We start from the raw sequence: 22,808 nt of genomic DNA on the forward strand, positions 1-22,808 counted from the left end.
TCCTGCACCGGCTGCCATGCCGAGGGCTCCGCCATGGGCGTCCTCGCGGGGCGACCGGAGGCGGAGATCGTCGGCGCGCTCGAAGCTTTCCGCTTGGGCTCGCGTCCGGCGACGATCATGAACCGCATCGTGAAGGGGTTCGACGCGCAGGAATCGCATGCGATCGCCGCTTGGTTCGCGGAGCAGGGGAAGAGGTGATGCGCGCTTCCCCCTCGCCGAGCCGCCGCGCCCTGATCGGTGGAGCCGCAGCCGCTGCGCTGGCGCGTCCCGCACTCGGCGGCACGTCCCCACGCGTCGTGATCGTGGGCGCCGGGTTCGGCGGAGCGACAGCGGCGCGCTGCCTCGCGGCGGGCGGCGTCGATGTGACCCTGATCGAGGCGGCCGAGCAGTACATCGCCTGCACCGGCAGCAACGCGGTCGTCGTGGGCCTGCGCGGTATCGAGGCCCAGACCTTCGGCTACGAGGCCCTCGGGCGGGCCGGACTGCGCCTCGTGCGGGGGATGGCGAATGCGGTCGATCCCGCGGCACGCCGGGTGACCCTCGGCGATGGCACGACGCTGCCCTACGACCGTCTGATCCTGTCACCGGGCATCGATCTGCGCTTCGACGCGGTACCGGGCTACGACGCGAAGGCCGCGGAGGCGATGCCCCACGCCTGGAAGGCCGGGGCACAGACGGTGCTCCTCGCCCGACAGCTTGAGGCCATGCCGGAGGGCGGCACGGTGGTTCTCTCGGCGCCTGCCAACCCATATCGCTGCCCGCCCGGCCCCTACGAGCGCGCCAGCCTGATCGCCCATTTCCTGAAGACACGGAAGCCGAAGGCGAAGCTCGTTCTGCTCGACGCGAAGGACACGTTCTCGAAGCAGAAGCTGTTCGAAGCGGCGTGGGCGAAGCTCTATCCGGACGTGCTCGAATACGTGCCGCTCGCCTCGGGCGGCGCGGTGACCGAAGTCGATCCCACAGCGATGGTCGTTCGCACCGACTTCGCCGAGTATAAGGCGGATGTCGCCTGCATCATCCCGCCCCAGTGGGCCGGCTGCATCGCGGCGCAGGCGGGCTGCGCCGACCGCAGCGGCTGGTGCCCCATCGACCCCGTGACGTTCGAATCGCACCTCGTGCCGGGCATTCATGTCATCGGCGACGCGGCCATTGGCGGGGCGATGCCGAAATCCGCCTTCTCGGCGAACTCGCAAGCCAAGGTCTGTGCCCAGGCGGTGATCGACCTGTTGGCCGGACGGGAGCCCGAGAGCCCGAAGCTGATCAACACCTGTTGGAGCCTCGTCGCACCCGGCGACGGCATCTCGATCGCGGGCGTCTTCCGTCCGACCGACGGCCTGCTCGCGGACGTTCCCGGAGCGGGCGGCATCAGCCCCCTCGACGCGCCCAACGCGGTGCGCGCGCAGGAGGCGGCCTATGGCGAAAGCTGGTACCAGACGATCACGCGGGACGTGTTCGGATGAGGCGGAGCCACGTGGCCGCCCTGCTCGTCCTGGCGCTCACTCCCTTACCGGCGCTGGCCGAGGAGGGCTTGGTGCCCACGACGATCGTCGGCGATGCCATTCCCGAGAGCCTGACCGGCGCACCGGGCGATCCCACGCGCGGTCGGGCCATCGTCGCGGACCGGACCCGTGGGCTCTGCCTGCTCTGCCATGCAGGGCCGTTCCCGGAGGAACGGTTCCAGGGCAACCTCGCGCCGGATCTCACGGGCGTCGGCGGGCGGTTGAGCGCGGGGCAGCTGCGGCTGCGGCTGGTGGACGGACGGGTGTTGAACCCAGAGACGATCATGCCATCCTATTACTCACTGGCGGGGCTCGCCCGCGTGGGACGGGCGTGGCAGGGGCGCACGATCCTGAGCACGAGTGACATCGAAGACGTCGTCGCCTTCCTGGCGACGTTGCGCGAGGATGCATCCGGGGTAAGCCGATGAGCGGGCATAGGGGACGGAGCGCGCGTGCGGTGGACCGGCGCGGCGTGCTCGCCGGGGCGGCCGGGACCGTGCTCGCCATCGCGTTGCGCCCCGCTGCCGCCGCGACGGCACTACCGCGCACGGAAACGACGGAATCCGCCATCCGGCGCTTCGCGGGCGACAATCCGATCCGGCCGGGCCGGGTGACGGTCGATCTGCCGCCGCTCGTGGAGAACGGCAACACGGTGCCGCTCTCAGTGAGCGTCGAGAGCGCGATGACGCCCGAGGACCATGTCCGCCGGATCGCCGTGTTCAACGAGAAGAACCCGCAGCCGAACGTCGTCACGGTCCACCTGCGGCCCGGGGCCGGTCACGCGAAGGTCTCGACCCGCATCCGTCTCGCCGACACGCAGCGCATCACCGCCATCGCCGAGATGAGCGACGGCACCTATTGGTCGGCGAGCGCGGACGCCATCGTGACCCTCGCCGCCTGCCTGGAGGGCTGAACCCCGATGGCCCGGACGCTGATCAACCTGCCCAAGACCGCCAAGCCCGGCGACACGATCACGATCAAGACGCTGATCTCGCATCCGATGGAGACGGGCTTCCGTCCCGGCGCGGACGGCCGCATCCTGCCGCGCAACATCGTGACGGAGTTCGTCTGCCGCTTCGAGGATGAGGAGATCTTCCGGGCCGAGCTGTTTCCCGCCTCGGCGGCCAACCCGTATCTGACCTTCACCTGGGTCGCGACGCGCAGCGGGCGTTTCAGCTTCACGTGGCGCGGCGATGGCGGTTTCGACCAGACTGAATCCGCAGCGATCACCGTAGCCTGAGCCCGGCCATGTCGCGCCGCTCAGGGAGCTTGCTGCCGATGGCGCTCGTCGGGTTGCTTCTCTCCCTAGCCCTTGCGGGGGCAGAGCCGATTCCGCAGGCTGAGCGGCGCTCGGGCTTCGATCAGATGAGCCCCGAGATCCAGGCGATGCAGCGAGACGACGGGGCCAATCCCGGCATGCTCGCGGTCGCGGATGGGGAAGACCTCTGGACGAAGGCACCTCCCTCCGGCAGGCCATCCTGCGCCGGATGCCACGGCGAGGCCTCGTCCACGATGCGGGGCGTCGCGGCACGCTATCCCGCGTGGGACGCGCGGACGGATAAGCCCATCGACCTGCAGGGACGGGTGAACGCGTGCCGCCGCGAGCATCAGGGGGCCGAGCCTCTCGCCTATGAGAGCCCCGACTTGCTGGCGCTCACGGCCTTCGTCGCCGCGCAATCACGTGGACTGCCGATCTCACCTCCGGCCGATCCCCGACTCGAACCCGCACGGAATGAGGGGCACGCGTTGTTTCAAGCGCGCCAGGGCCAGCTCGGCCTGTCCTGCGCGATCTGCCATGATGACCATTGGGGCCGCCGCCTCGGTGCGGCGGTGATCCCGCAGGGCCAGCCGACCGGTTATCCGCTCTACCGTCTCGAATGGCAGGGGCTCGGCTCGCTGCAACGGCGCCTGCGCAACTGCCTCACCGGCATGCGGGCCGAGCCCTTCGGGTACGGGGCGCCGGAATACATTTCGCTCGAACTCTACCTCGCGACCCGGGCCGCGCCGCTGACGCTGGAGACGCCTGCCGTTCGGCCCTGATCCATCCCGGATCGGCCTCTCCCAATGCCGCGTTCCTCTTGGGGGAAACCGCCGCGCTTACGCCAGCCCGGCCGGGCACTTACATGCCGGGTTATGCCCATTCTCCTGGCGCTCGGCGTCGCCCTTCTGTTCGGCCTCGTGTTCGGTCCCCAGTGGTGGGTGCGCCGGGTGATGACGCAGCACGCCACCGAGCGGCCGGATCTGCCTGGGACCGGAGGCGAACTCGCCCGCCATTTGCTCGACCTGGCGCAGCTTCAGCACGTGCCCGTCGAGATCGCACCAGCGGACCACTTCGATCCCGCCGCGAACGTCGTGCGCCTGTCGCCGGAGAACCATGACGGCCGCTCGATCACGGCCGTCGCGGTGGCAGCGCACGAGGTCTCCCACGCGCTTCAGCACGCGGCGGGTGACCGGCTCCTTGCGGCGCGGGCGGCCTTCGCCCAGATCGTCAGTCGCGTCGAGCTTGCCGCCGGCCTGGTGATGCTGACGGCGCCGCTTGTGCTCGCCGTCGTCAAGTCGCCTACGTTGCTCGGCCTTCAGGTCGCGGTCGGTCTGGCGCTCCTCAGCGTTCGCTTGGTGCTCCACCTCCTGACGCTGCCCGTCGAACTCGACGCGAGCTTTCGCCGGGCCTTGCCGATCCTGGAAACAGGTCGCTACCTCGACGCTGGCGATCTGCTCGACGCGCGTTCCGTGTTGCGCGCTGCGGCCCTGACTTACGTCGCCTCGTCCCTCGTATCGCTCCTGAACATTGCGCGCTTTCGATAACGCGTTGCATTTCGGTATTTGGATTATAGGCGATTACAAACGGTCTCCTATACTGAAAATCAAGAAAATAAAATTTAGTCGATCTTTGGGTGATCTTGCCTCTAAAGTACGTAGGGCGACGCCTGCGTCAGGACCGCCCGCCCCGGAACGCCGTCCGGCCGCTTCGGTTCGCTGAAGGGATATCTTACCGGAAAGGCATCGACCCCTTGCAGTCATCGTCATCCGGCCTCCGCTTCCTCGTGGCGGAGAGCGAGCCGCCGGACGCCCGAGAGAAACGGCGCGAGAGCGTCGGGCGCTCGTCAGGGGAGACCTATCTTGAGATTCTCGAACGCCTCGCTCCCGGGGCGACGTGCGACAGGGTCAAGCCCGCTGATGCGGATGGCGCGCTGCCGTCCGGTATGTCGCTGACCGATTACGACGCCGTGTTCCTGAGTGGATCACCCCTGTCCTTGTACGAAGAGACTCCTGAGGTTCGACGGTCGATCGCTTTCATGGGTGCCGTCTTCGCATCCGGCACGCCCTCGTTCGGGTCGTGTGCCGGCCTGCAACTCGCCACGGTCGCGGCGGGCGGCGCTGTCCGGCCGAACCACAGCAGCACGGAGGCAGGCTTTGCCCGGCGCATCGTGGCGACCAAGGCGGGGAGATCCCATCCTCTGCTGCGGGGGCGGCCCGCGGCCTTCGATGCACCGAGCATCCACACCGATGAGGTGGAGACCCTCCCGGAAGAGGCGACACTGATCGCATTCAACCGGTCCACCCTCGTGCAGGCCGCGGAAATCCGGTTCGAAGGCGGCACGTTCTGGGGCGTGCAGTATCACCCCGAAATCGGACTGGATGAGGTGACCGGGGCTCTGCGTCGGCAGGCGAACGACCTCGTGGAAGCCGGGCTGGCGCGGTCACGCCGCGACGTCGAGGACCAAGCTGACCTCGTCGAGGCGCTCCACCGCGAGCCCGCGCGCCGTGACCTAGCATGGCGTCTCGGCCTGGACGACCAAGTCACGGAGGACGACAAGCGGCAGGTCGAGATCCGTAATTTCATCGAGACGATCGTGCACGAAACCCAGGCTCGGCGCCGGTAGAAGATCAGCAGCCTCGCCCGATCATGATTCGCCCGGGCCAACGGCGGCGAAGGACGCCGACGCCCCGGGTCCAGCCCCGCTCAGTCGATGAGGGGGTACTAGCTCGGCCGGTGTTCGGGGTGACCGGCAGTTTGGGCCATGTCGGCCAGCGTCCCCCGTCCATGGGGATGTTCGGCTACGAAGCGCTCGAAGGTCGCGCGATCCTTCGCGCGCTTCAGCTTGTCGACGAAGCCCTTGAATTCCTGGAGACGAGTTTCGAGAGCGCGGCGCTGCTCCTCGATGCGGCTGATCTCGCCGTCGCGCCACGCGTCGAAGGCGGTGTTGCCGCTGGTCCGCGCCGGCGTGAACCACGACCGCTCCCGCGAGATAGAACTCAGTCCGAACGGTCGACGCAGACGTTCGAGGCCGGGCAGGCCGGACAGCTTGAGATCGCGCCGTACGAGCGCCTGCCGCGCCACGACGACGAGGCCGGCAAAGCCGCCGAGATACAGGGCGTCGTGGATCCAGGGCATGATGGGCATGGGAAAGCTCCTTGCGCGTGTCGGCGCCGTTGACGATGACGAAGCATGCCGACGCGCCGCTGCTGCAGGCTGAACCGGACGGTTCAGACCGGGTTAAGCTTTCAAGCCCTGCCGGTCGGCTGCCTGTCGGTGGCAGCCGCGAACGAGGTGAACCGGTCCGGCTCATCGAGAGGCATGTCGAGGCTGCAGCACAGGCCCCCGGGGGCGAACTCCAGGCTGACAGTTCCCCCGAGTTCACGGCTGACCCCACCCGTGATCAGGCGCGTGCCGAACCCGCGCTTGCCCGTCTCTCGCACCGGCGGACCACCGCTCTCCCGCCATTCCAAGGCGAGCCGCCTCGCGCCGCTCTCGCCGATGACGACGTTCCAGGCGATGTCGACCCGGCCTTCGTCGGTCGAGAGCGCGCCGTACTTGGCCGCATTGGTCGTCGCTCGTGCAGCGCCATCCCGAGGGCCAGGACGTAGCGCGGCGGCAGATCGATGTCGGCCCCTTCCAGGCCGAAGCGGTGCACCTGATCGTCCCGGAAAGGCGAGAGTTCGTTCTCCAGCAACGTGCGCAGCGAGGCACCCTCCCAGTCGTCGCGCGACAGCAGGTCGTGAGTTTTGGACAGGGAGAGGATTCGTCCCTCCAGCCGCTCGCCGCGGTCCTCGTCCCGGCGCGCCTGCCGCGCCAGGGACTGAACGGTGGTCAAGGTGTTGCGGACGCGGTGGTTCAACTCGTGCAGCATCATGGTCTGCCGCTCCTGCAAGATACGGCTGCGTGCGACCTCCTCGCGCAATTCGCCTTCGTGCCTTTGGAGCGAGGCGGCCATGGCATCGAACGCCTCACCGAGCTGGCCGAACTCGTCGCGTCCGGACAGTCCGGTCCGGGTGCCCAGCTCGCCCGCACGCCACGCGCCGGCCGCCCCGAGCAGGCGCCGCACGGGTCGACGGATAAAGGCGCGGCCCGCCAGGAGCGCGGCGGCGATGGCGAGCACCGTGCCGAGGCCGATCAGCACGAGGCCGCGGCGGGTGGCGGCATCAATGTCCGCGAAGGAGGTTGCAGGCGACAGGCCCACCGCCACCGTCATGCCGTCGAGGTCTCCCGGCGCGCTGTCGGCGACAGCGGTGATCCGCGGATTGCCCCGCAATCCAGTCAGGTCGGCGACCTTGCCCCGGTGATCCGTCAGGGCCTGCCAGAAGGCGGGGGAAGCGGCTTGCCCGCCCAAGCCTCATGATCGGGCAGGCGGACCAGGATCGTGCCCTGCCGGTCCGCGACCGTGAGGGCGGCATCGGGGGGCAAACCTGCTGTGGCCTGCCGGGCCGCGAGATAGGACAGATCGATGCTGGTGATCACGATGCCGTCGGGGCGGCCATCGCCGTCGTCGTCGGCGATGGCCTGAGCGAACTGGATGGTCGGCCGTCCCGTGACCCGGCCCGACACGACCTCGCCGATGGCGAAGCCCCCGGTGCGCATCGCCTCTTGGAAGTAGGAGCGGTCGGAAACCGTATAGGCCCCGGCAGGTGAGCCGAGCGTGTTACACCGGATGCGTCCATCCGAGTCTGCGACGCCAAAAAGAACGAACCGGGGACCTTCCCGCCGACCGTCGCGAGATACGCCGTGCAGGCGCGTGCATCCTTGCCGCGGACCTCGGCCACGCCGGCCAGGATGGCGAGGATCTGCCTCGCTCCGCGCCCGAACTGGCCGAGATCGGCCGCGACGGCCTTGGCCCCGCGCATGGCCTCATTCCGGACCGCCTCGGCGCGGGCGGACCGAAGCGCGTACTCGTTGTAGCCCTGGACGGCCAACGCGGGGATCAGCGCCAAAACGACCAGGCCCACGATCCGCTTCGTCAGTGACATCAAGAACAGGATCCCGCGCCTGGTGCCCCCGTCACGTCTCGGGTTCCGGCACCGAATTAGGTCAGGTCAGCCCCAAGGCTATGGTCAGCCGTTTGGCCCGATCCGGCTACCAGAGCTTCATTCAACCTTTTTGGAGAGGCCGTCTGATCCCGGCCCAACGGAATGAACCCAGAGTTCTGCTCAGGCCAAGGGAAACGGCCCTTGTGGGAGCGCAATCGTCGACGTCGCCTCCGCGATCTGATCGGGACCGCCCTTGGGCGGCCAAACACCGGCCCCATAGGCGCTCGATCGCAACTCGGCTCGCTCCTCCAAGCTTGCAAAGCCCCAGATGTGCGTGATGCGCGGCGCCCCATCGAGCGCATACATGTTCACGACGAGATGCTCGGTATACGCGCGTGCTGGCTCGATCGCCGCTTCCCAACCTGCCAGCGTCGGCGGCAATCCGCCGGGCTTCAGGCGATAGGTCCGGAACTCGTACACCCCGCCACGATCTCCCGTCCGGATCGGCGGGAGAAAGGGAAATGGCGCATAGCTGTCCATTTCCAGCGCGGTCACGATGTCCCCCGCATTGAACGGGTTCGTGTTCAGGAGCGCACGGCGGCGCTCGGCTGTCATGTCCTCCGGAGCCTCGAACCCACGCAGCACGATCAGGCGGCCGAGTGTTCCTGTCTCTGTCCGCCAGCAGCCGAACAGTTCACCCTTGGCCTCCGGGTCATTCACCCAGGCATGGACGCCCCTCGGCCGCTCGGCCGACCGCAAGCAGGGGGCAGGACAGGGTAGCGAGTTCGTAGAGCATGTCGGCCTCGGCGTCGTCGTGCCTTCAAAGCGAGAGAGCGCCGTTCGTTTCCGTGGTTCTGACCTGCGCCTGCCATGGATCGGAAGCGGGATCAGATCCGTCGTCCGCTTCCATCCAGCAGGATGGGGCCGCGACGGAATCGCGCCCGAGGACCTCGCGACCAAATGTGAGCCGGCGCTCTGCGATGCAGCTCAGCCACGCTCGGAAAATTCCACCGAATTCTCGAATTATTAACCTTGGCATGGGCCGGCCAACAGTCGTAAGTTGCAAAAGTACCTAAGTACTGAGTTCGGTACCGGCGAGCGGCTTGGTGACCAGTATGTCCGACACACTCGCCCTCGCGCCCCATCCGCCAGCGGAGCCAACACCAGTTCCGGAAGTAAGGGCCAAGGTGGCGGCACGCGTCGACCGGCACCCACGCTCCGATACGGGCACGATCATCATCCATTGGATCGTCGCCGTGGCGATGGTTGCGAGCCTGATCACAGGATTGCGGATCTCGGCGGATGCGCCCGTGGCCCGAACGGCCAAATTCTTGGAGCCGCTGCTGCCTCAGGGCGAGATCTGGACCGTCCACTTCATCGCTGGACTGAGCCTGTTCTTCGGCATCACCGCGTATCTCGTCTATCTCGTGCGCGGTCGCTTGGCGGACCGAAACGGCGTGTCTCGCCTGCGCGCCATCTTCGTCACCGGGCGCACGAAGGCCGCCCGGAAGGCCCGCTGGGGCGGCATCAATGTCGCCCTGCACTGGGCGATCTACGCCGTGACCCTCGTCCTCACTGGAACCGGCGTTGCGCTCTACTTGGGCTACGGCGGATGGGTGGTGTGGCTGCACGCCACCTGCGCGCTGGTGGCGCTCGGATACATCGCGGTCCATACCCTGGCGCACTTCATGTACGGAGGCCTGTGGCAATTGCTCCGGCTGTTCCGTCCCGCCCCCCTGGCGGACGAAGCGCTCCGCCGGCGTCGCCCGCTACTGGCGGCCCTGGCCCTCGGCGTCGTGGTGGTCAGCGGGATTGCATGGGCGGATTTCGCCGGGCGGTCCACCCTCGTCGTGGACCGGGTGGCAACGGGGCCGGACCTGAGCAAGCTCCTTACCGATCCCGTCTGGAAGACGGCCCGCCCGGTCTCGATTCGCACGATGCAGGGTGCCAATTTCGGCGGAACCGGCGAGACCGACGTCGAGATCCGGGCCGTGCGGGACGACAAGAACGTCTACTTCGCCTTCCGCTGGTGGGATCCGTCGCGTTCACTGAAGCGCGTGCCCATGATCAAGCGCGAGGACGGCTGGCACCTCCTCGACGCGGACGCCGCGAAGGCCGACGTGACCGCCTATTACGAGGACAAGTTCGCGGTCATCTTCTCGCGTTCCGATGCCTTCGGCTCCGGCGGCTCGACCCATCTCGGCCCCAAGCCGCTCAGCAATGCGCCCGCTCCCCTCAATGGCCGCGGCTACCACTACACGACCGATGGCAGCTACATCGACATGTGGCAGTGGAAGTCGGGACGGGGCGGCATGCTCGGCGTGGTCGAGGACATGCATATCGGCCCCCCGACAGACCCGACGGCGGCGGAGCGCGCGGTCAAGGGACGCTATCAGGCGGGGTATTGGGGTGATCCCGGCACGAGCGCCTATCGTTACAATTTCCGCTTCGAGGGTCCGGGCGGCTATACCGGCGCGGTCGAACCGCTGCGGCTCCCCAAGGACTGGCAGGTCACCAAGGCCAAGCTCGGGACGGTGGACCTCGATCCGGATGCCAGCGTCTCGGAAGGCGCGGCCTGGTGGATGGTCGAGGCATCCGAGACAGTCCCGTACGCGAAGGATGTCGACGCGCAGATCCCGGTGGGGACGATCATGCCCGGCGTGCTGCTGACCGAGGGCTATACCGGCGACCGGGCGGGGATCACATCGGCGGCCAACTGGGCCGACGACCATTGGACCCTGGTCGCGTCGCGCAAGATCGCCACCGACAGCAAGTACGACGTGGACTTCCTGCCCGGCAACATCTTCTACCTGTACGTCTCGGCCTTCGACCACACGCAGACGCGGCACACCCGGCACATGCGGCCGGTCGAAGTTCTGCTGCGCTGAATCGGATCAGCCCCCCATGACCGGTGCGGTTTCTCTCGTCATCAACGGACGGCGCGTGGCGGCACGTGCCGGGCAGACGTTGCTCGATGCCGGTCTCGCCAGCGGCCGCGCGATCCCGCACGATTGCGCCACCGGACAGTGCGACACCTGCCGCGTGCGGGTCTATTCCGGCGCCGTAGACGACGCGGGCACGCGGGTCGGAGACACAGTGCTCGCCTGTCGGGCACGGCTCATGACCGAGACCGTCATCGAGTTCGATGAGGTGCCGGACACCGTCCGGCGCAGCGGAACGGTCGGGAGCGTGGTCTCCCTGACCCCCGACATCGTCGAGGTCACGGTGAGGCTGCGTAAGCCGCTTGCCTACCTGCCGGGGCAATACGTCCGCGTCACCTTCCCGGGTTGCCCGCCGCGGGACTACAGCCCGACCCTTCGCACCGACGGATCGGGTGAACTCAACGAGCTGATCTTTCAGATCCGCCGGCTCAACGGCGGTGCGGTGTCCTCTCGACTGGGCAAGCAGATCGGCGCCGGATCCGATGTGAAAGTCGAAGGTCCCTTCGGCCATGCCTTCCACCGGCTCGGACGGGGGCGCCTCGTGGTGGTGGCGGCCGGGGTGGGCTTCGCGCCAGCCTGGGCCGTGGCGCGAGCGAGTCGCCTGCGTGAACCGGATCGCGACTTGGTGGTCGTGGCCGGGACGCGTCACGCGTACAACCTCTACATGCGCCCAGCCCTGGAGTGGCTGCGCGAAAGGGGGCGACGGCGATTCTGACCTGTAGCGGCACGAACCCACCGGAAGACGCACGCCCCGGCCGACCGACGCAGCATCTTCCGTTGCTGACGGCACAGGATACGGTGATCACGGCCGGGGGACCTGAGATGGTCGCAGCGGTTCAATTCATCGCCGCAGCGGCGGGGGCGACCTGCTACGCCGATCCGTTCTACTCGGCCGCCCGCGCCGAAACGGCAAAGCTTCCGGGAGAACTGAATTTCTTCCAGCGCCTGCTTCAGCGGGTCTCCACTCCTCAGACTCCGAAAAGCCAGCCTTTGACCTAAAGAGTCATAAACCACAGATCGTTGGCGGCTTATTTGGTGACATACATTTAATTATTGGGTCGCAAGCTGCGACCATGGCCTCTGCATTCGTCAACCTCCGCGCACTGCCCCTGGCGTCCCTGGTCTACTTCACGCTGTCCTTCGGCGCGTGGGCGGAAGACCTCACCATCGTCGGCACGGGCGATGGCATCGAGATGCTGCAGGCTGTGGCGACGGCCTACAATGAGGGCGGGCTTGCGCATGTAACGGTCCCACCGAGCATCGGGTCCGGTGGTGCGGTTGCGGCCGTAGGTAGCGAGCGACAGAAGCTCGGGCGCGTGGCCCGCCCGCTCACCGCAGCGGAGAAGGGGCAGGGACTCGTCGAGGTTCCCCTGACCCGGATTCCGTCCGCGATCTTCGTGCATCGCGGCATCGGCGTAAACGACCTGTCGAGCGCTCAGGTGACGGCGATCTTCGCGGGTACGATCGATAACTGGAATGCGGTCGGTGGGCCCGACCTGAAGATCCGCGTAGTCCGTCGCGAGGACACGGACAGCACCCTCGCGGTCCTCCGCTCGAGCATGCCCGGCTGGCGGGATCTCGTCCTGACGAGCCGCTCGAAGACCGCGACGACGACCCAGGATGCCGTCGAGACCGTGCGCCAGAATCCGGGGGCGATCGGCTTCGGACCGTTCTCGCCCGCGCTTGCCGCAGACCTCACGGTCCTCTCGATCGATGGCCATGCCCCGAGCAACCCCGCCTATCCCAGCGCGGTGACCCTGGCGCTCATCTACAAGGACAACACGCGAGACGCCACAGCCGCCGATTTCCTCGCCTTCGCGACCTCCGATCGTGCGAAGCGCTTACTAGAGGAGCGGGGCGGCGCACCGCTCAGGCCGTGACACACAATCCGTTCTCACGATCCCTCCGCGCGCGCCTCGTCGGCGCGACGCTCTCGACGACCGCGATCGCCCTCGCGGCGCTCGTGTTTCTGGTGGCTTTGCGCTCGGGACAGACCCTGAGTGAGCAGGCCCAGGAGATCTCGCGCTGGTCGGAAACGCAGCTCTCAGGCCGCCTCCTCAGTGACGCGAAGCTCGCGGCGGCGCGGCTCCAAATGCAGCGCGAGGATGTGGAACGGCGCTTCGCCACGATCGCCAAGCGCTGGGACGTGTCCACGGCCGTGTTCTCCGGCAACACCGTCGCAGCATCCGAACTGATGCGGCCTGCTCTGGCGCTCGCCGATCTCGATGGCGTCATCGCCTTCGACCAGAATCTTCGGGCCCTCACCGCCGACCGGGTCGAGGCAGACCTGCTCACGGCCAATACGGCGATCGGCCGAACACCGTTGGCTGCCGCGCTGCGGGCGATCATTGCCCGGAACGATCGGGAGCGTTCGACGGGCTTCGTGATGTCCCTGCGCTGGGACGCTGCTGTGGCCGGAGCGCTCGCGGCGGACGAAACGGGCTCTTTCGTCGATGTCTTCGGTCAGCCGCTGTTCGACGAATTCGGCGAGGTGATCGGCGGCTTGGTCGGCTATCGGATGCTCCGCCCGCGGGAGGAGATCCTGACGGCTTTCAACGCGTTGAGCGGGCGCGATGTCTTCATTCTCGCGGGCTCCCGCCTTCTGTCGTCAGCGGGTGCCGAGATGCCCGACGCCACGCTCGGTGTCGCCTCGGCGGCGGGCCTTCAAGCTATCGTCGGCACCGAGAAGGTCGCCCGTTGTATTCCAGCCGCGCAGGACACCCGGCTGTGTGTCGCGGCGCCTCTCCAGGAGTTGGAGCAGATCAAGAACAAGGTCGTCGGCATCGGCGAGGCGAGTTCTCGCTCCCTTCTCACGACGCTCTGCGTGGTGGCGGGCCTAACGCTTTGCCTCGTGGCGATCGTCCTCCTGTTCCTGTCGAGCCATATCACGCGCCCGCTCGTGCGGATCACCCGGACGGTCGCCGAGGTCGCGCGGGGCAACTGGCACGTGGCGGTGCCGGACGTCCGGCGCGAGGACGAGGTCGGCGACATCGCCCGCGCAGTCGTGGTTCTGGAGCACTCCCTCGCCGAGCGGGACCAGCTGCGCGACGATGTCTTCGCCAAGAACCAGATCCTGACCGAACGCGAGGCGCAGCTTGAGGAGCAGAACGAGCGGTTCGACGCGGCCCTGAACAACATGTCTCAGGGTCTGTGCATGTACGGCGCGAACGGGCATCTCAAGGTGTCCAACGAGCAGTTCCTGCACATCTATGGGATCGACACGAAGGCTCTCGGGCCAACGCTCACCCAATCCGATGTCTGGTCACTGGCGGGACTAGGCCACCTGCCGGTCCGGGGCAGGGCGGGCGCACAGGGCCGTGTCACGACAGCGACGCTGGCCGACGGGCGCCACATCGAGATCACCGTTCAGGCGATGGCGGACGGAGGCTGGGTCGAGACACATGAGGACGTCACCACGAGCGTCATCGCGCAGGCGCGGATCACGCATCTCGCCACCCACGACGCCCTGACCGGCCTCCCGAACCGTGCGCTGCTGACGGAGCGCCTGGCCGAGGCGTTCTCGGAATACGCCGGTGGGGGCGGCGCCGCCGCAGTGATCTGCATCGACCTCGATGACTTCAAGGGCGTGAACGACACCCTCGGTCATCCCGCGGGCGACGACCTGCTGCGACAGGTCGGCGCCCGACTGACGGCCCTGAGTTCACCGGGCAAAACGGTCGCGCGCCTCGGCGGCGACGAGTTTGCGATCGTGCTGTCCGGCTCGGACCTTCCCGATGGTGCAATGAGGTTCGCGGAGGAGGCTCTGGCCCAGCTGCGGCGTCCGTTCTTCATCGCCGATCAGTTCGTCTCCGCCGATGCGAGCCTCGGGATCGCGGTATCAGATGAAAACGACTCGGACGGTGAGGACCTGCTCCGCCGCGCCGACCTCGCGCTCTACGTCGCCAAGGCCGATGGCGGTCGGCGTGTGCGCGCCTTCGAGCCCGAGATGGAGGAGCGTCAGCATCACCGACGCTGGATCGAGCGTGAGCTGCGCATCGCTATCGCGAATGGGCAGATCGAGCTTCACTACCAGCCGCTGTTCGAGCTCGCGACCAACACGGTGACGGGGTTCGAGGCGCTGGCCCGCTGGCGCCACCCCGAACGCGGCATGATCTCGCCCGGCGAGTTCGTGCCCGTTGCCGAGGCTACCGGCCTGATCGATGCCCTCGGCGTGTATGTCCTACGGACCGCTTGCGCGGCCGCTATGGGATGGCCAGGGTCGCTCCGTGTGGCGGTCAACATTTCGCCGACCCAATTCCGGGATGGCAACATCCATCGGATCGTCGAGGAGGTGCTGCAGGAGACGAGGCTCCCGAGCCAGCGCCTTGAACTCGAGATTACGGAATCGGTGATCCTTAGCCAGGATCAAGCCACCTACCAGATGTTGACCGAACTGCGCCGCCTCGGCGTGCGGTTCTCCATGGATGACTTCGGCACCGGCTACTCGTCGCTCAGCTCCCTCAACAGCTTCCGCTTCGACAAGATCAAGCTGGACCAGTCCTTCGTCCGGAACCTCATGGAGCGCGACGAGGCCGCCGCGATCGTCCATGTCGTGGCTGAACTCGGTCGCAGCCTGAAGATCACCACGACGGCCGAGGGCGTCGAGACGGAGGAGCAATTGGCCCGGCTCCGGGCGAGCGGCTTCTCGGAGGTGCAGGGCTACCTGCTGAGCAGGCCGATTCCCGCCGCCGAAGTGGCCGGGTTCATCCTCTCCCAGAGCAATCTCAGCGTGGCAGCTTGAACCCGCTCCAGGCCTGAGCCCCGCTGTAGAGCCTTTCGATGCGCCACCGGGTCGATCAGGTCGACTTCCGAAGGGCTCTCATCAAGCCGCGAGAAACGCCGATGCGGGTTGGAGAGCGTCAGAGTATGGCGCTTGATCCCCGGCGCGAGGGCCATCCATCACCGCATAGCAGGTCCGGTTGCGACCGGTCGACTTCGCCTCGTAGAGGGCCGCATCGGCCATGCGGAACAGATCATCGGGAGAGCCGCCTTGCCGGGGAATACCGAAGGCGAGCCCGATACTGACCGTAACCCGCCCCATGTCGACGCCGTCGCTTTCGACGACGAGATTGGCCACAGCAGCGTGCACCCTCTCCGCTGCATGGGCGGCGCCCTCAGCCTCCATGTCGGGCAATAGCATCACGAACTCCTCGCCGCCGATCCGGGCGACCAAGTCGCCCGGCCGGTGGGTGCAGGAGGCGAGGGCGCGGGCGAGAGCCTTCAGCACATTATCACCACCAGCGTGACCGAAGCGGTCGTTGTAGCGCTTGAAGTGATCGGCATCGATGACGAGGAGAGCGATGGAGCCGCCCGGCCGTCGGGCCTCATCCCAGGCTTGTGCGAACGCCGTCTCGAAGGCGCGCCGATTCGGCAAAACGGTTAGGGCGTCTGTGCCCGAGAGCATTGCCAGTTCGGCTTCGGCCGCATTGCGCCGCTCGAGCTCCGAGGCCACGAGGAACGAAAGCCCGACGGTGAGCCCGCATAGGGCGAACACGATCAGCCCAATGACCAAGGCTTTGGCGCGCCACTCGGCCTCGATTTCCTCGGTCGAGAGCGCGACGTTGAGGATCAACGGCAAATTGCCGACCCGGGTGAACGTGTAGAGCCGTTCGATTCCATCCGAATGCGTCATAGCGACGAAACGACCGCGCCCCTCGCGGAGGAAGCGCTGGAAGTTCGGCGCGGCTGAGAAGTTGGGCGGGGGGCCGGAATCAGGCTGCGGATAGCGCAGGATCCGCGTGCCGTCATTGAGGAAGAGATTGATCGTACCGGCCTGGCCGAGTTGGAGGTCGTGGAAGAGCCGATCGAAGTAGGTCAACGACAGGCTGCCCAGCACCACGCCCTCGAAGGAGCCTCCGGGCATCCCGGTCCGCCGGCTCAGGATGAGAACAGGCTTACCCACCGAACGCGACATGATCGGTCCGCTGACCCCCAGCCCGAGATTCGGATCGGCCTTATGGGCCTGAAAGTAGGGGCGATCGGCATTGTTGTAGCGGCGCGGGGGCCAGCCGGCCGCGTCGTAGATGCTGTTGCCGTATTGGTCGAGCACGAGCAAAGCGTTGAGATCTTTGGCGTTGACGGCCCGATCGAACAGGAAGCTCTGGCGGCGGTTCGGGCTCATCGCCTCAAGGTCGTACGCCTTCAAGTTGTCGACGACATTCTGTAGCGCGACGTCGATAATCTCGATGTTGCGGTCGATATCGCGCTCGATCACCTGAATCAGGTTCTTCGAAGTCTGCTCGGCCTTATCCCACGCATCCCAGCGCAATTGCAGGAGCATTGCGGAGCAAACCGCGACCATCCCAACGGGGACGACAATGCCCAGCCCGACCCAGGTTCGGGCGGAGCGACGCCAACTCGTCTGAGGATGCGCAAGCCCGTTCATGACAGCTCTCAGGCGTGCGGCGGAAAGCGGGGAACGAAGGCGCGGGCCACCGGCCGGAAGGCTTCGACGATCGCGGCATCGAGACGACCCGTCATGCCGTCCAAGATCGCGAAGGCCTTCTCGCCCGGCATCGGCGCTTTGTAGGACCGGCGCTCAATGAGCGCCGCGTAGATGTCGCACACGGTCATCACACGCACGAGGTCGGGGATCTCGTTCGCCTTGAGTCCGTCCGGATACCCTGAGCCGTCGAGCATTTCGTGGTGCGAGCGCACGACCTGAAGCACCTCTGGATGGAAGGCTTGCCCCGTCAGCATGGCGAAACCCAGCTCGGGATGGCGCTTCATGAGGGCCATCTCGTTCGCGTCGAGCTTTCCCGGCTTGTTGAGGATAGCCGTCGGCACATGGATCTTGCCGACGTCGTGCAGAAGGGCGGCCTTGGTCAGGCGATGACACTCCCCCTCGCCAAGACCTAGGCTCTTGGCGAAGGCGGCGGCGAGACCAGCGACCAGGAGGCAGTGCTGGTGGGTAATGTCATCGAAGCGATGCACGGCGCGAACCCAATCACGAATGCCAGTGTCTTGGATGGCGTGATTGATGAGATCGGTCCCGCTGGAGACGATCTCTGGCGTGATGGGCCTGTGCGGCACGAACACCGTGGTGAAGAAGTCGCGTGCCCTGGATGCAACCTGGAGAGCGCGAGCGGGCAGGGGCTCGGGATCGCCGGGGGCTTCGCGGCCATCAGGAAGGCCCGCAGCTCGGCGACGTCGAAGGGCGCGGACGCGATCAGGCTGGCGCCGAGCGCGACAGCCAGGACGCGGCTGCGCGGGGCATCCTTGTGCAGCAGCACGATGAGCGGGCCGCTGCGTGGCGTCTCACTCAGGCGCTTCCGTATGCGCGCGATCGTGTCCGAGCCCAGATCGAGGAGATCGACGACGATGGCGTCAGCAGAGTCGACCGGGGCTGCCTTTTCATCAAGGTCGAGAAGCGTGACAGGCGCACCTGCGGCAAGGTCTTGCGCCAAGCCAGCACTCCGTGCGGCATCATCGGTCAGGACGAGGATCCCACCGATCGGTGCGCCCGACAGCGAACCCCCCGCCTCAATCGAACAGCGCATCGACGGCGTCCTGTGAGACGGCCGCTGTTCCGGGCAGCGCCGGGCCATTGAGGAGGCCGTCCTGATCGACGTGCCGTGTCGGCCTGGATCGCGTTGAAGTGGCCTGGGCCCCGCTCGCCACCGAACCGGACCACAGGCGGAGCATCTCTGCGACGCGCTCCTCGACGAAGCCAACAGTTCGCACGACCTTGGAGATTCGCTGACCGGTCAGATCTTGGAAGTTGCAAGCTTCGAAGATCGTCTGCATCTGCGCCTGGATCGCTTCGGCGTCATCCTTGGTCGCCTGATCCTGGGTGTTCCGCGCGAGTCGGCGGGCGAGGGTGTCGACGGTCTCGGACGCGGTGAGGATGGTGTTGGTAGCGTGCTCGGTGCCTTGGACGACAGCGTTGAGCTCGTCGCAGGCGCGGCCGGCTTCCTGCTCCTGGTGCAGCTCGGCAATCTCCTGGCGCGTCCGTGCGATGGTCTCCGAGATCGAGATCAGGTGGCGATGCAGCAGGGCGGCATGATCTTCGATGGAGGGCATATCCGGCATGCTGGCGTTCATGGCGTTTCGAACTCGAAAACTTTTTGTGCCGACAACCGTACCATCCAAGAGATTAAGCTCTTTTGAAACGCACACCGTTGGCGAGTTTGACACTCCCTGCCGCTGAAGCGCGGCGATACGAAACTTGATATGAGTATTGGAAGGGCTGCCACCTGATTTGGTTGCTACAGATCAGGCATCACACGGGCTGCTCAATGAGCAGGCAAATCTGGCCACACGCAGAGTAGCGGGGAACCTGGAACCCGCGGCGTTCAAGCATCTGCATCGTCGCGACAGTTGAAAGCATCCTGCCAGCGCCCCGCTTGCCGCCAGGCCCTTTTTCGGCACCGCTCGCCCCCGAGATAGTGTCGGCACCGACCGCAAGGGCTTGCCGGGCTTTATCGCTACCGAAGAGCACGACCGGACCAGACGACAGCGCAATCTCGGACTCGACCTTTTCACCGAATGACACACCGCGATCGGGCCCGATGAGGTGAGTATCCGGGACACCTCAACGAATTTCTGTCAGCCCGGCGACTGGTTATCCCGAGATTATGCGTCCACACCTCGACACCCGGGAACGAGAGCGCTTGCGAATTCCGCATATCCCACAAGGGCTGATGAGGAGCCCACCCGCGAATGCGACCGAGGCACAATCGATCTTTTTTAATATCTATCAAAAATTTACATTCGATCACTCCATTGTTCGCGAATGGTTTCGCGGCATAATCCGATAACCCTTCCGCGCATTTTATACTACGTACACGCATCACGATAACTTGACTTGCTGCCCCGCGCGGAATTGAAGTCACGCCAAGGATTAGCGTGAAAGTTCGCCGCGATGGACGTAGTTAATATTGGCGGTGTATTTGGCTGGTACAGCCCTGGACATACCCGTCGTGCAGTCGTTCTGTGCGGGACTTTCGGATTCGAGCAACATGCGGCGCATCGTGCGTGGCGCGATCTGAGCGAGCGAATCGCCGAAACCGGATGCGCCGTGCTGCGCTTCGACTACCCGGGGGAGGGCGATTCCGAAGGCTATTCTGTCCGGATCGACACGGCCCTCGATGCGATCCGTCGCGCCATTCGATTCATGCGCGAGGATCCTGAAATCGAAGAGATCGTCCTTGTCGGCCTTCGCTTGGGCGGGACGCTCTCAGCGCTCATCGCGGCGGAGACTGCCGTCGACAAGCTCGTCCTTCTCGCCCCCTTCGCGAAGGGGCGGTCTTATCTGCGGGAAATGGAGATCCAGGGGCGTCTGGTCGACATCCTCCCGGACGGATCTCCGATGCCCAAGCGAGCGGGCGTCACGTCAGTGGCGGGATTTCGGCTTGAGCCGGAACTGATCGCCGAACTGAGCTTAATCGACCTTCGCGATGCGGGTCGGCCGACCGCCCGCTCGATCCTCGTACTTGGGCCAGAGCACGCGCGCCTCGCGACGCAGTACCGAGCGCAAGGGATAGACGTCGAAACCGGCGATCTGCCGAACATGTCGACGCTTCTAATGGACGCCATGAACGGGCAGATGCACGAAGGAGCTCGCGCCCAGATCATCAGTTTTGTGTCTGCAGGTGCGGAGCCGCTCAAGGCTCAGCCCATCCGACCCAAGGCAGAGAAAAAGCCAATCAGAGGGCCAGGATGGACGGACGAGCCCCTCCAGTTCGCCGACGGACTCTTCGGCGTGGAATGCCGCCCCCAGACGGAGATGGCGGGTGCACCGGTCGTGTTGTTCGTCAACTTTGGGGTGTACGTCCATTCGGGCTATGGGCGCCAAACGACAACCTTCGCGCGAAGCCTCGCTCGGAGCGGCATCGCTTCCCTCCGTATGGATCTGCGCGGGGCAGGGGACAGCGTCGATCGGGCGACAGGCGATTTGCCACTCTTTCAGCAAGATGCCCTCGCTGACGTGCGCGCCGCGGTCGATGAGTTGACCCGGGACTCGGCCAGACCTGTCATCATCGTAGGTAATTGTAGCGGGGCCTATTTCGCCTTCCACGCGATCTGCGAGGATCGCAGGATTAAGGCTGCCGCGCTCGTCAACCTCTACTGCTTCGACTGGGAACTAACCCACGGCGGCGTGCCGTATAACGAGAAGCCAATTCGGCATCACTCGGCCTATGTGGCTCTCCTGCTGAACGTCGCCACTTGGCGGCGCATCTTGAGCGGAACGACCCCGGTTGCGAAGATTGCCGTCAGCTTGGCGAAGAGGGGGCTTTCACGACTAATCAATAAGGTTCGCTGCGATTCCAATGAGGATGGGGGGCCTGCAACGATCGTATCACGGATAGCAGGTCTTCGGCAGCGTGGCGCCCACGTCTCAATGCTCTACAGCGTCGGCGATCTCGGATTGGTGGATCTGCGAACTCAACTCGGGTCACCCGAACAAGCCTCCGGTCTCCTCGGCGGGCCGGTCCACATTCTACCCGACGCCGACCATTCCTTCTCGGCCGAGTCCGCTCAAAATCTTCTGATGCAGGAACTGATGAGACTGGCGACAGTCTGCGGCGCCAATCGATATACTGACGAGAGATTTGATCGACCAGCGGCATCCGCAATGGTACGTCAGCCTCAACGAACGGCAGCAGCCGCCCAAAGTATCTCACGTGAACAGTCATCATGTTCATCAACGTAGCGCACTAGATGCCCATAATACCACGATCTTAAATATGATTCTAACATTTTTATACGCTTCAGTTGAGCTATGGCAGTAAATTTTGAAAAACACAACAGAATGATTATTGTTTTACTAATGGAAATTTACCGTCGCTGCTGCGTGCATTTAGATGGCAGCCAGGAAACTTTCAGATGATCTGACAATCATAGAAAAACATCTGAACTCCAAATGCTTCTCAAGGCATCGGGTGCAACTCGCCCCGCGGAAGCCCCTCAATTGCCCCTGGCGCATACAAGAAGCCGGGCGTAACAGACACCTTCCATCCTGCAGGCAAGCGTTCGACTGCAAGAGCCAGAGCCTCCTCCGCCGTGTCCGTCGTTGCGGCGTAGATTTCCGTAACGGTCGAACCATCTGGCGCGTGACGATCAGTGAATGCGAGGATTTGAAAGGCAGTTTTCATGAGAGCTAGCATGCCACATAGGTGAGAGCGTGGCTATATCTGTTGCTGAAGCCGCCCACTAACGCAGCATCCCGAAACCCCCTAACTAAGTTCCCCTCCCTTCAGACGATAAAGGCGCTTCGCCGTGCGCCTTCGGCTCGTCGGCGAGGCGCAGGAGGTTCTTGCCGTAGGCGGTCTTGGAGAACAGCTTGCCGCGCGCGATCAGCTGGTCGCGGTTGATGAAGCCCTGGAGGTAGGCGATCTCCTCCAAGCAGGCGACCTGAAGCCCCTGCCGGTGCTGGATCGTGCGCACGAACTCCGAGGCCTCGAGCAGGCTGTCATGCGTGCCGGTGTCGAGCCACGCATAGCCCCGGCTCATCTTCTCGACGAAGAGCTCGCCCCGCTCGAGATACGCCTCGTTGACGCTGGTGATCTCCAACTCGCCCCGGGGCGAGGGCTTCACGGCGGCGGCGATGTCGAGCACCTGATTGTCGTAGAAGTACAGGCCCGTGACCGCCCAGGTCGATTCCGGCTGCTCAGGCTTCTCGACGATCTTCGTGGCCTTGCCGGTCGCGTCCAGGCTGACCACGCCGTAGGCCTGCGGGTTGTCGACATGGTAGGCGAACACCGTCGCGCCCTGCTTGCGCGCCACCGCGCGGGCCAGCAACTCGGCCATGCCGGCGCCGAAGAACAGATTGTCGCCCAGGATCAGCGCCACGTCGTCGTCGCCGACGAACTCGCGGCCGATGATGAAGGCCTGGGCGAGGCCCTCGGGCTTGGGCTGCACCGCGTAGGTGAAGGACAGGCCGAACTGCTCGCCGGTGCCGAACAGGCGCTTGTAGTTGTCCAGGTGCTCCGGCGACGAGATGATCAGGATCTCGCGGATGCCGGCCAGCATCAGCACCGAGACCGGGTAGTAGATCATCGGCTTGTCGTAGACGGGCAGGAGCTGCTTGTTGATCGACAGCGTCGCCGGGTGCAGCCGCGTGCCGGAACCTCCGGCGAGGATGATGCCCTTCATCGGGTGGGTTCCTTTGTCTTCCGGC

The 22,808-nt window shown here is 65.7% G+C and carries 23 protein-coding genes; 14 read left to right on the top strand and 9 right to left on the bottom strand.

Annotated elements, in window-relative coordinates; genetic code table 11:
- Positions 1 to 33: 33 nt before the first annotated feature.
- From ACFQE0_RS18640 to ACFQE0_RS18675, 8 genes are all read left to right on the top strand, one after another.
- Positions 34 to 198 carry a c-type cytochrome gene (locus tag ACFQE0_RS18640; protein ID WP_378972332.1) on the top strand — a complete coding sequence of 55 codons (165 nt, stop codon included), beginning with the start codon at positions 34 to 36 and terminating at the stop codon, positions 196 to 198.
- Positions 198 to 1,460: an FCSD flavin-binding domain-containing protein gene (locus tag ACFQE0_RS18645; RefSeq protein ID WP_378972334.1), complete on the top strand. Its 1,263-nt coding sequence runs from the start codon at positions 198 to 200 to the stop codon at positions 1,458 to 1,460. Before ACFQE0_RS18640 ends, ACFQE0_RS18645 begins: the two co-directional genes overlap by 1 nt.
- Positions 1,457 to 1,927 (top strand): sulfur oxidation c-type cytochrome SoxX, encoded by a 471-nt coding sequence (soxX, locus tag ACFQE0_RS18650; protein ID WP_378972336.1) that lies wholly within the window; start codon positions 1,457 to 1,459, stop codon positions 1,925 to 1,927. Before ACFQE0_RS18645 ends, soxX begins: the two co-directional genes overlap by 4 nt.
- Complete coding sequence (locus ACFQE0_RS18655; RefSeq protein ID WP_378972338.1) at positions 1,924 to 2,412, top strand: SoxY-related AACIE arm protein; 489 nt, start codon at positions 1,924 to 1,926, stop codon at positions 2,410 to 2,412. The genes soxX and ACFQE0_RS18655 overlap by 4 nt, the downstream gene beginning before the upstream one ends.
- A 6-nt stretch (positions 2,413 to 2,418) precedes the next feature.
- Positions 2,419 to 2,739 (top strand): thiosulfate oxidation carrier complex protein SoxZ, encoded by a 321-nt coding sequence (locus tag ACFQE0_RS18660; RefSeq protein ID WP_378972341.1) that lies wholly within the window; start codon positions 2,419 to 2,421, stop codon positions 2,737 to 2,739.
- Between the two features lie 38 nt (positions 2,740 to 2,777).
- Positions 2,778 to 3,539 (top strand): sulfur oxidation c-type cytochrome SoxA, encoded by a 762-nt coding sequence (gene soxA, locus ACFQE0_RS18665; protein ID WP_378972343.1) that lies wholly within the window; start codon positions 2,778 to 2,780, stop codon positions 3,537 to 3,539.
- 93 nt (positions 3,540 to 3,632) lie between these two features.
- Complete coding sequence (locus ACFQE0_RS18670; RefSeq protein WP_378972346.1) at positions 3,633 to 4,304, top strand: zinc metallopeptidase; 672 nt, start codon at positions 3,633 to 3,635, stop codon at positions 4,302 to 4,304.
- Positions 4,305 to 4,510: 206 nt separating this feature from the next.
- Positions 4,511 to 5,383: a type 1 glutamine amidotransferase gene (locus tag ACFQE0_RS18675; protein WP_378972348.1), complete on the top strand. Its 873-nt coding sequence runs from the start codon at positions 4,511 to 4,513 to the stop codon at positions 5,381 to 5,383.
- Positions 5,384 to 5,481: 98 nt separating this feature from the next.
- Here the strand turns inward: ACFQE0_RS18675 and ACFQE0_RS18680 are convergent, their stop codons facing one another.
- The 5 genes from ACFQE0_RS18680 to ACFQE0_RS18700 all read right to left on the bottom strand — a co-directional run bounded on the left by ACFQE0_RS18680 (position 5,482) and on the right by ACFQE0_RS18700 (position 8,360).
- Entirely contained in the window at positions 5,482 to 5,904 is a 423-nt protein-coding gene (locus ACFQE0_RS18680; protein ID WP_378972350.1) for a DUF2852 domain-containing protein, read from the bottom strand.
- A gap of 101 nt (positions 5,905 to 6,005) precedes the next feature.
- Positions 6,006 to 6,200, bottom strand: coding sequence for a hypothetical protein (locus ACFQE0_RS18685; RefSeq protein WP_378972352.1), 195 nt, complete (start codon positions 6,198 to 6,200; stop codon positions 6,006 to 6,008).
- Positions 6,161 to 7,111: an HWE histidine kinase domain-containing protein gene (locus tag ACFQE0_RS18690; protein WP_378972355.1), complete on the bottom strand. Its 951-nt coding sequence runs from the start codon at positions 7,109 to 7,111 to the stop codon at positions 6,161 to 6,163. Before ACFQE0_RS18690 ends, ACFQE0_RS18685 begins: the two co-directional genes overlap by 40 nt.
- The gene (locus ACFQE0_RS18695) at positions 7,069 to 7,509 is read right to left on the bottom strand and encodes a PDC sensor domain-containing protein (RefSeq protein ID WP_378975569.1); all 441 of its coding nucleotides are present in this window, start codon (positions 7,507 to 7,509) and stop codon (positions 7,069 to 7,071) included. The genes ACFQE0_RS18690 and ACFQE0_RS18695 overlap by 43 nt, the downstream gene beginning before the upstream one ends.
- A gap of 416 nt (positions 7,510 to 7,925) precedes the next feature.
- Complete coding sequence (locus ACFQE0_RS18700; RefSeq protein WP_378972357.1) at positions 7,926 to 8,360, bottom strand: NIPSNAP family protein; 435 nt, start codon at positions 8,358 to 8,360, stop codon at positions 7,926 to 7,928.
- A 572-nt stretch (positions 8,361 to 8,932) separates the two neighbouring features.
- Between ACFQE0_RS18700 and ACFQE0_RS18705 the strand changes: the two genes are divergently transcribed.
- The 5 genes from ACFQE0_RS18705 to ACFQE0_RS18725 all read left to right on the top strand — a co-directional run bounded on the left by ACFQE0_RS18705 (position 8,933) and on the right by ACFQE0_RS18725 (position 15,428).
- On the top strand, positions 8,933 to 10,633 hold the full coding sequence (locus tag ACFQE0_RS18705) for an ethylbenzene dehydrogenase-related protein (protein ID WP_378972359.1): 1,701 nt from the start codon (positions 8,933 to 8,935) through the stop codon (positions 10,631 to 10,633).
- A gap of 16 nt (positions 10,634 to 10,649) precedes the next feature.
- On the top strand, positions 10,650 to 11,402 hold the full coding sequence (locus ACFQE0_RS18710) for a 2Fe-2S iron-sulfur cluster-binding protein (RefSeq protein WP_378972361.1): 753 nt from the start codon (positions 10,650 to 10,652) through the stop codon (positions 11,400 to 11,402).
- Positions 11,403 to 11,509: 107 nt separating this feature from the next.
- Positions 11,510 to 11,686, top strand: a complete 177-nt coding sequence (locus ACFQE0_RS18715) for a hypothetical protein (protein ID WP_378972363.1) — start codon at positions 11,510 to 11,512, stop codon at positions 11,684 to 11,686.
- 74 nt (positions 11,687 to 11,760) lie between these two features.
- Positions 11,761 to 12,567 carry a PstS family phosphate ABC transporter substrate-binding protein gene (locus ACFQE0_RS18720; RefSeq protein WP_378972365.1) on the top strand — a complete coding sequence of 269 codons (807 nt, stop codon included), beginning with the start codon at positions 11,761 to 11,763 and terminating at the stop codon, positions 12,565 to 12,567.
- Positions 12,564 to 15,428: a putative bifunctional diguanylate cyclase/phosphodiesterase gene (locus ACFQE0_RS18725; protein WP_378972367.1), complete on the top strand. Its 2,865-nt coding sequence runs from the start codon at positions 12,564 to 12,566 to the stop codon at positions 15,426 to 15,428. Before ACFQE0_RS18720 ends, ACFQE0_RS18725 begins: the two co-directional genes overlap by 4 nt.
- 81 nt (positions 15,429 to 15,509) lie before the next feature.
- On the opposite strand, the gene ACFQE0_RS18730 is transcribed toward ACFQE0_RS18725, so the two are convergent.
- The 3 genes from ACFQE0_RS18730 to ACFQE0_RS18740 form a co-directional block, all read right to left on the bottom strand.
- On the bottom strand, positions 15,510 to 16,967 hold the full coding sequence (locus ACFQE0_RS18730) for a sensor domain-containing diguanylate cyclase (protein WP_378972368.1): 1,458 nt from the start codon (positions 16,965 to 16,967) through the stop codon (positions 15,510 to 15,512).
- A 113-nt stretch (positions 16,968 to 17,080) separates the two neighbouring features.
- Positions 17,081 to 17,620, bottom strand: a complete 540-nt coding sequence (locus ACFQE0_RS18735) for an HD-GYP domain-containing protein (RefSeq protein ID WP_378972370.1) — start codon at positions 17,618 to 17,620, stop codon at positions 17,081 to 17,083.
- Between the two features lie 549 nt (positions 17,621 to 18,169).
- Positions 18,170 to 18,823, bottom strand: a complete 654-nt coding sequence (locus ACFQE0_RS18740; protein ID WP_378972373.1) for a protein phosphatase CheZ — start codon at positions 18,821 to 18,823, stop codon at positions 18,170 to 18,172.
- A 727-nt stretch (positions 18,824 to 19,550) separates the two neighbouring features.
- On the opposite strand from ACFQE0_RS18740, the gene ACFQE0_RS18745 reads away from it, so the two are divergent.
- Positions 19,551 to 21,341 (top strand): alpha/beta hydrolase, encoded by a 1,791-nt coding sequence (locus ACFQE0_RS18745; RefSeq protein WP_378972375.1) that lies wholly within the window; start codon positions 19,551 to 19,553, stop codon positions 21,339 to 21,341.
- A 527-nt stretch (positions 21,342 to 21,868) separates the two neighbouring features.
- Here ACFQE0_RS18745 and rfbA read toward each other — a convergent pair.
- Complete coding sequence (gene rfbA / locus ACFQE0_RS18750) at positions 21,869 to 22,783, bottom strand: glucose-1-phosphate thymidylyltransferase RfbA (protein WP_378972377.1); 915 nt, start codon at positions 22,781 to 22,783, stop codon at positions 21,869 to 21,871.
- Between the last annotated feature and the right edge of the window lie 25 nt (positions 22,784 to 22,808).

It is taken from the genome of Methylobacterium komagatae (genome assembly GCF_042661665.1).
Classification (GTDB): Bacteria; Pseudomonadota; Alphaproteobacteria; order Rhizobiales; family Beijerinckiaceae; genus Methylobacterium; species Methylobacterium komagatae.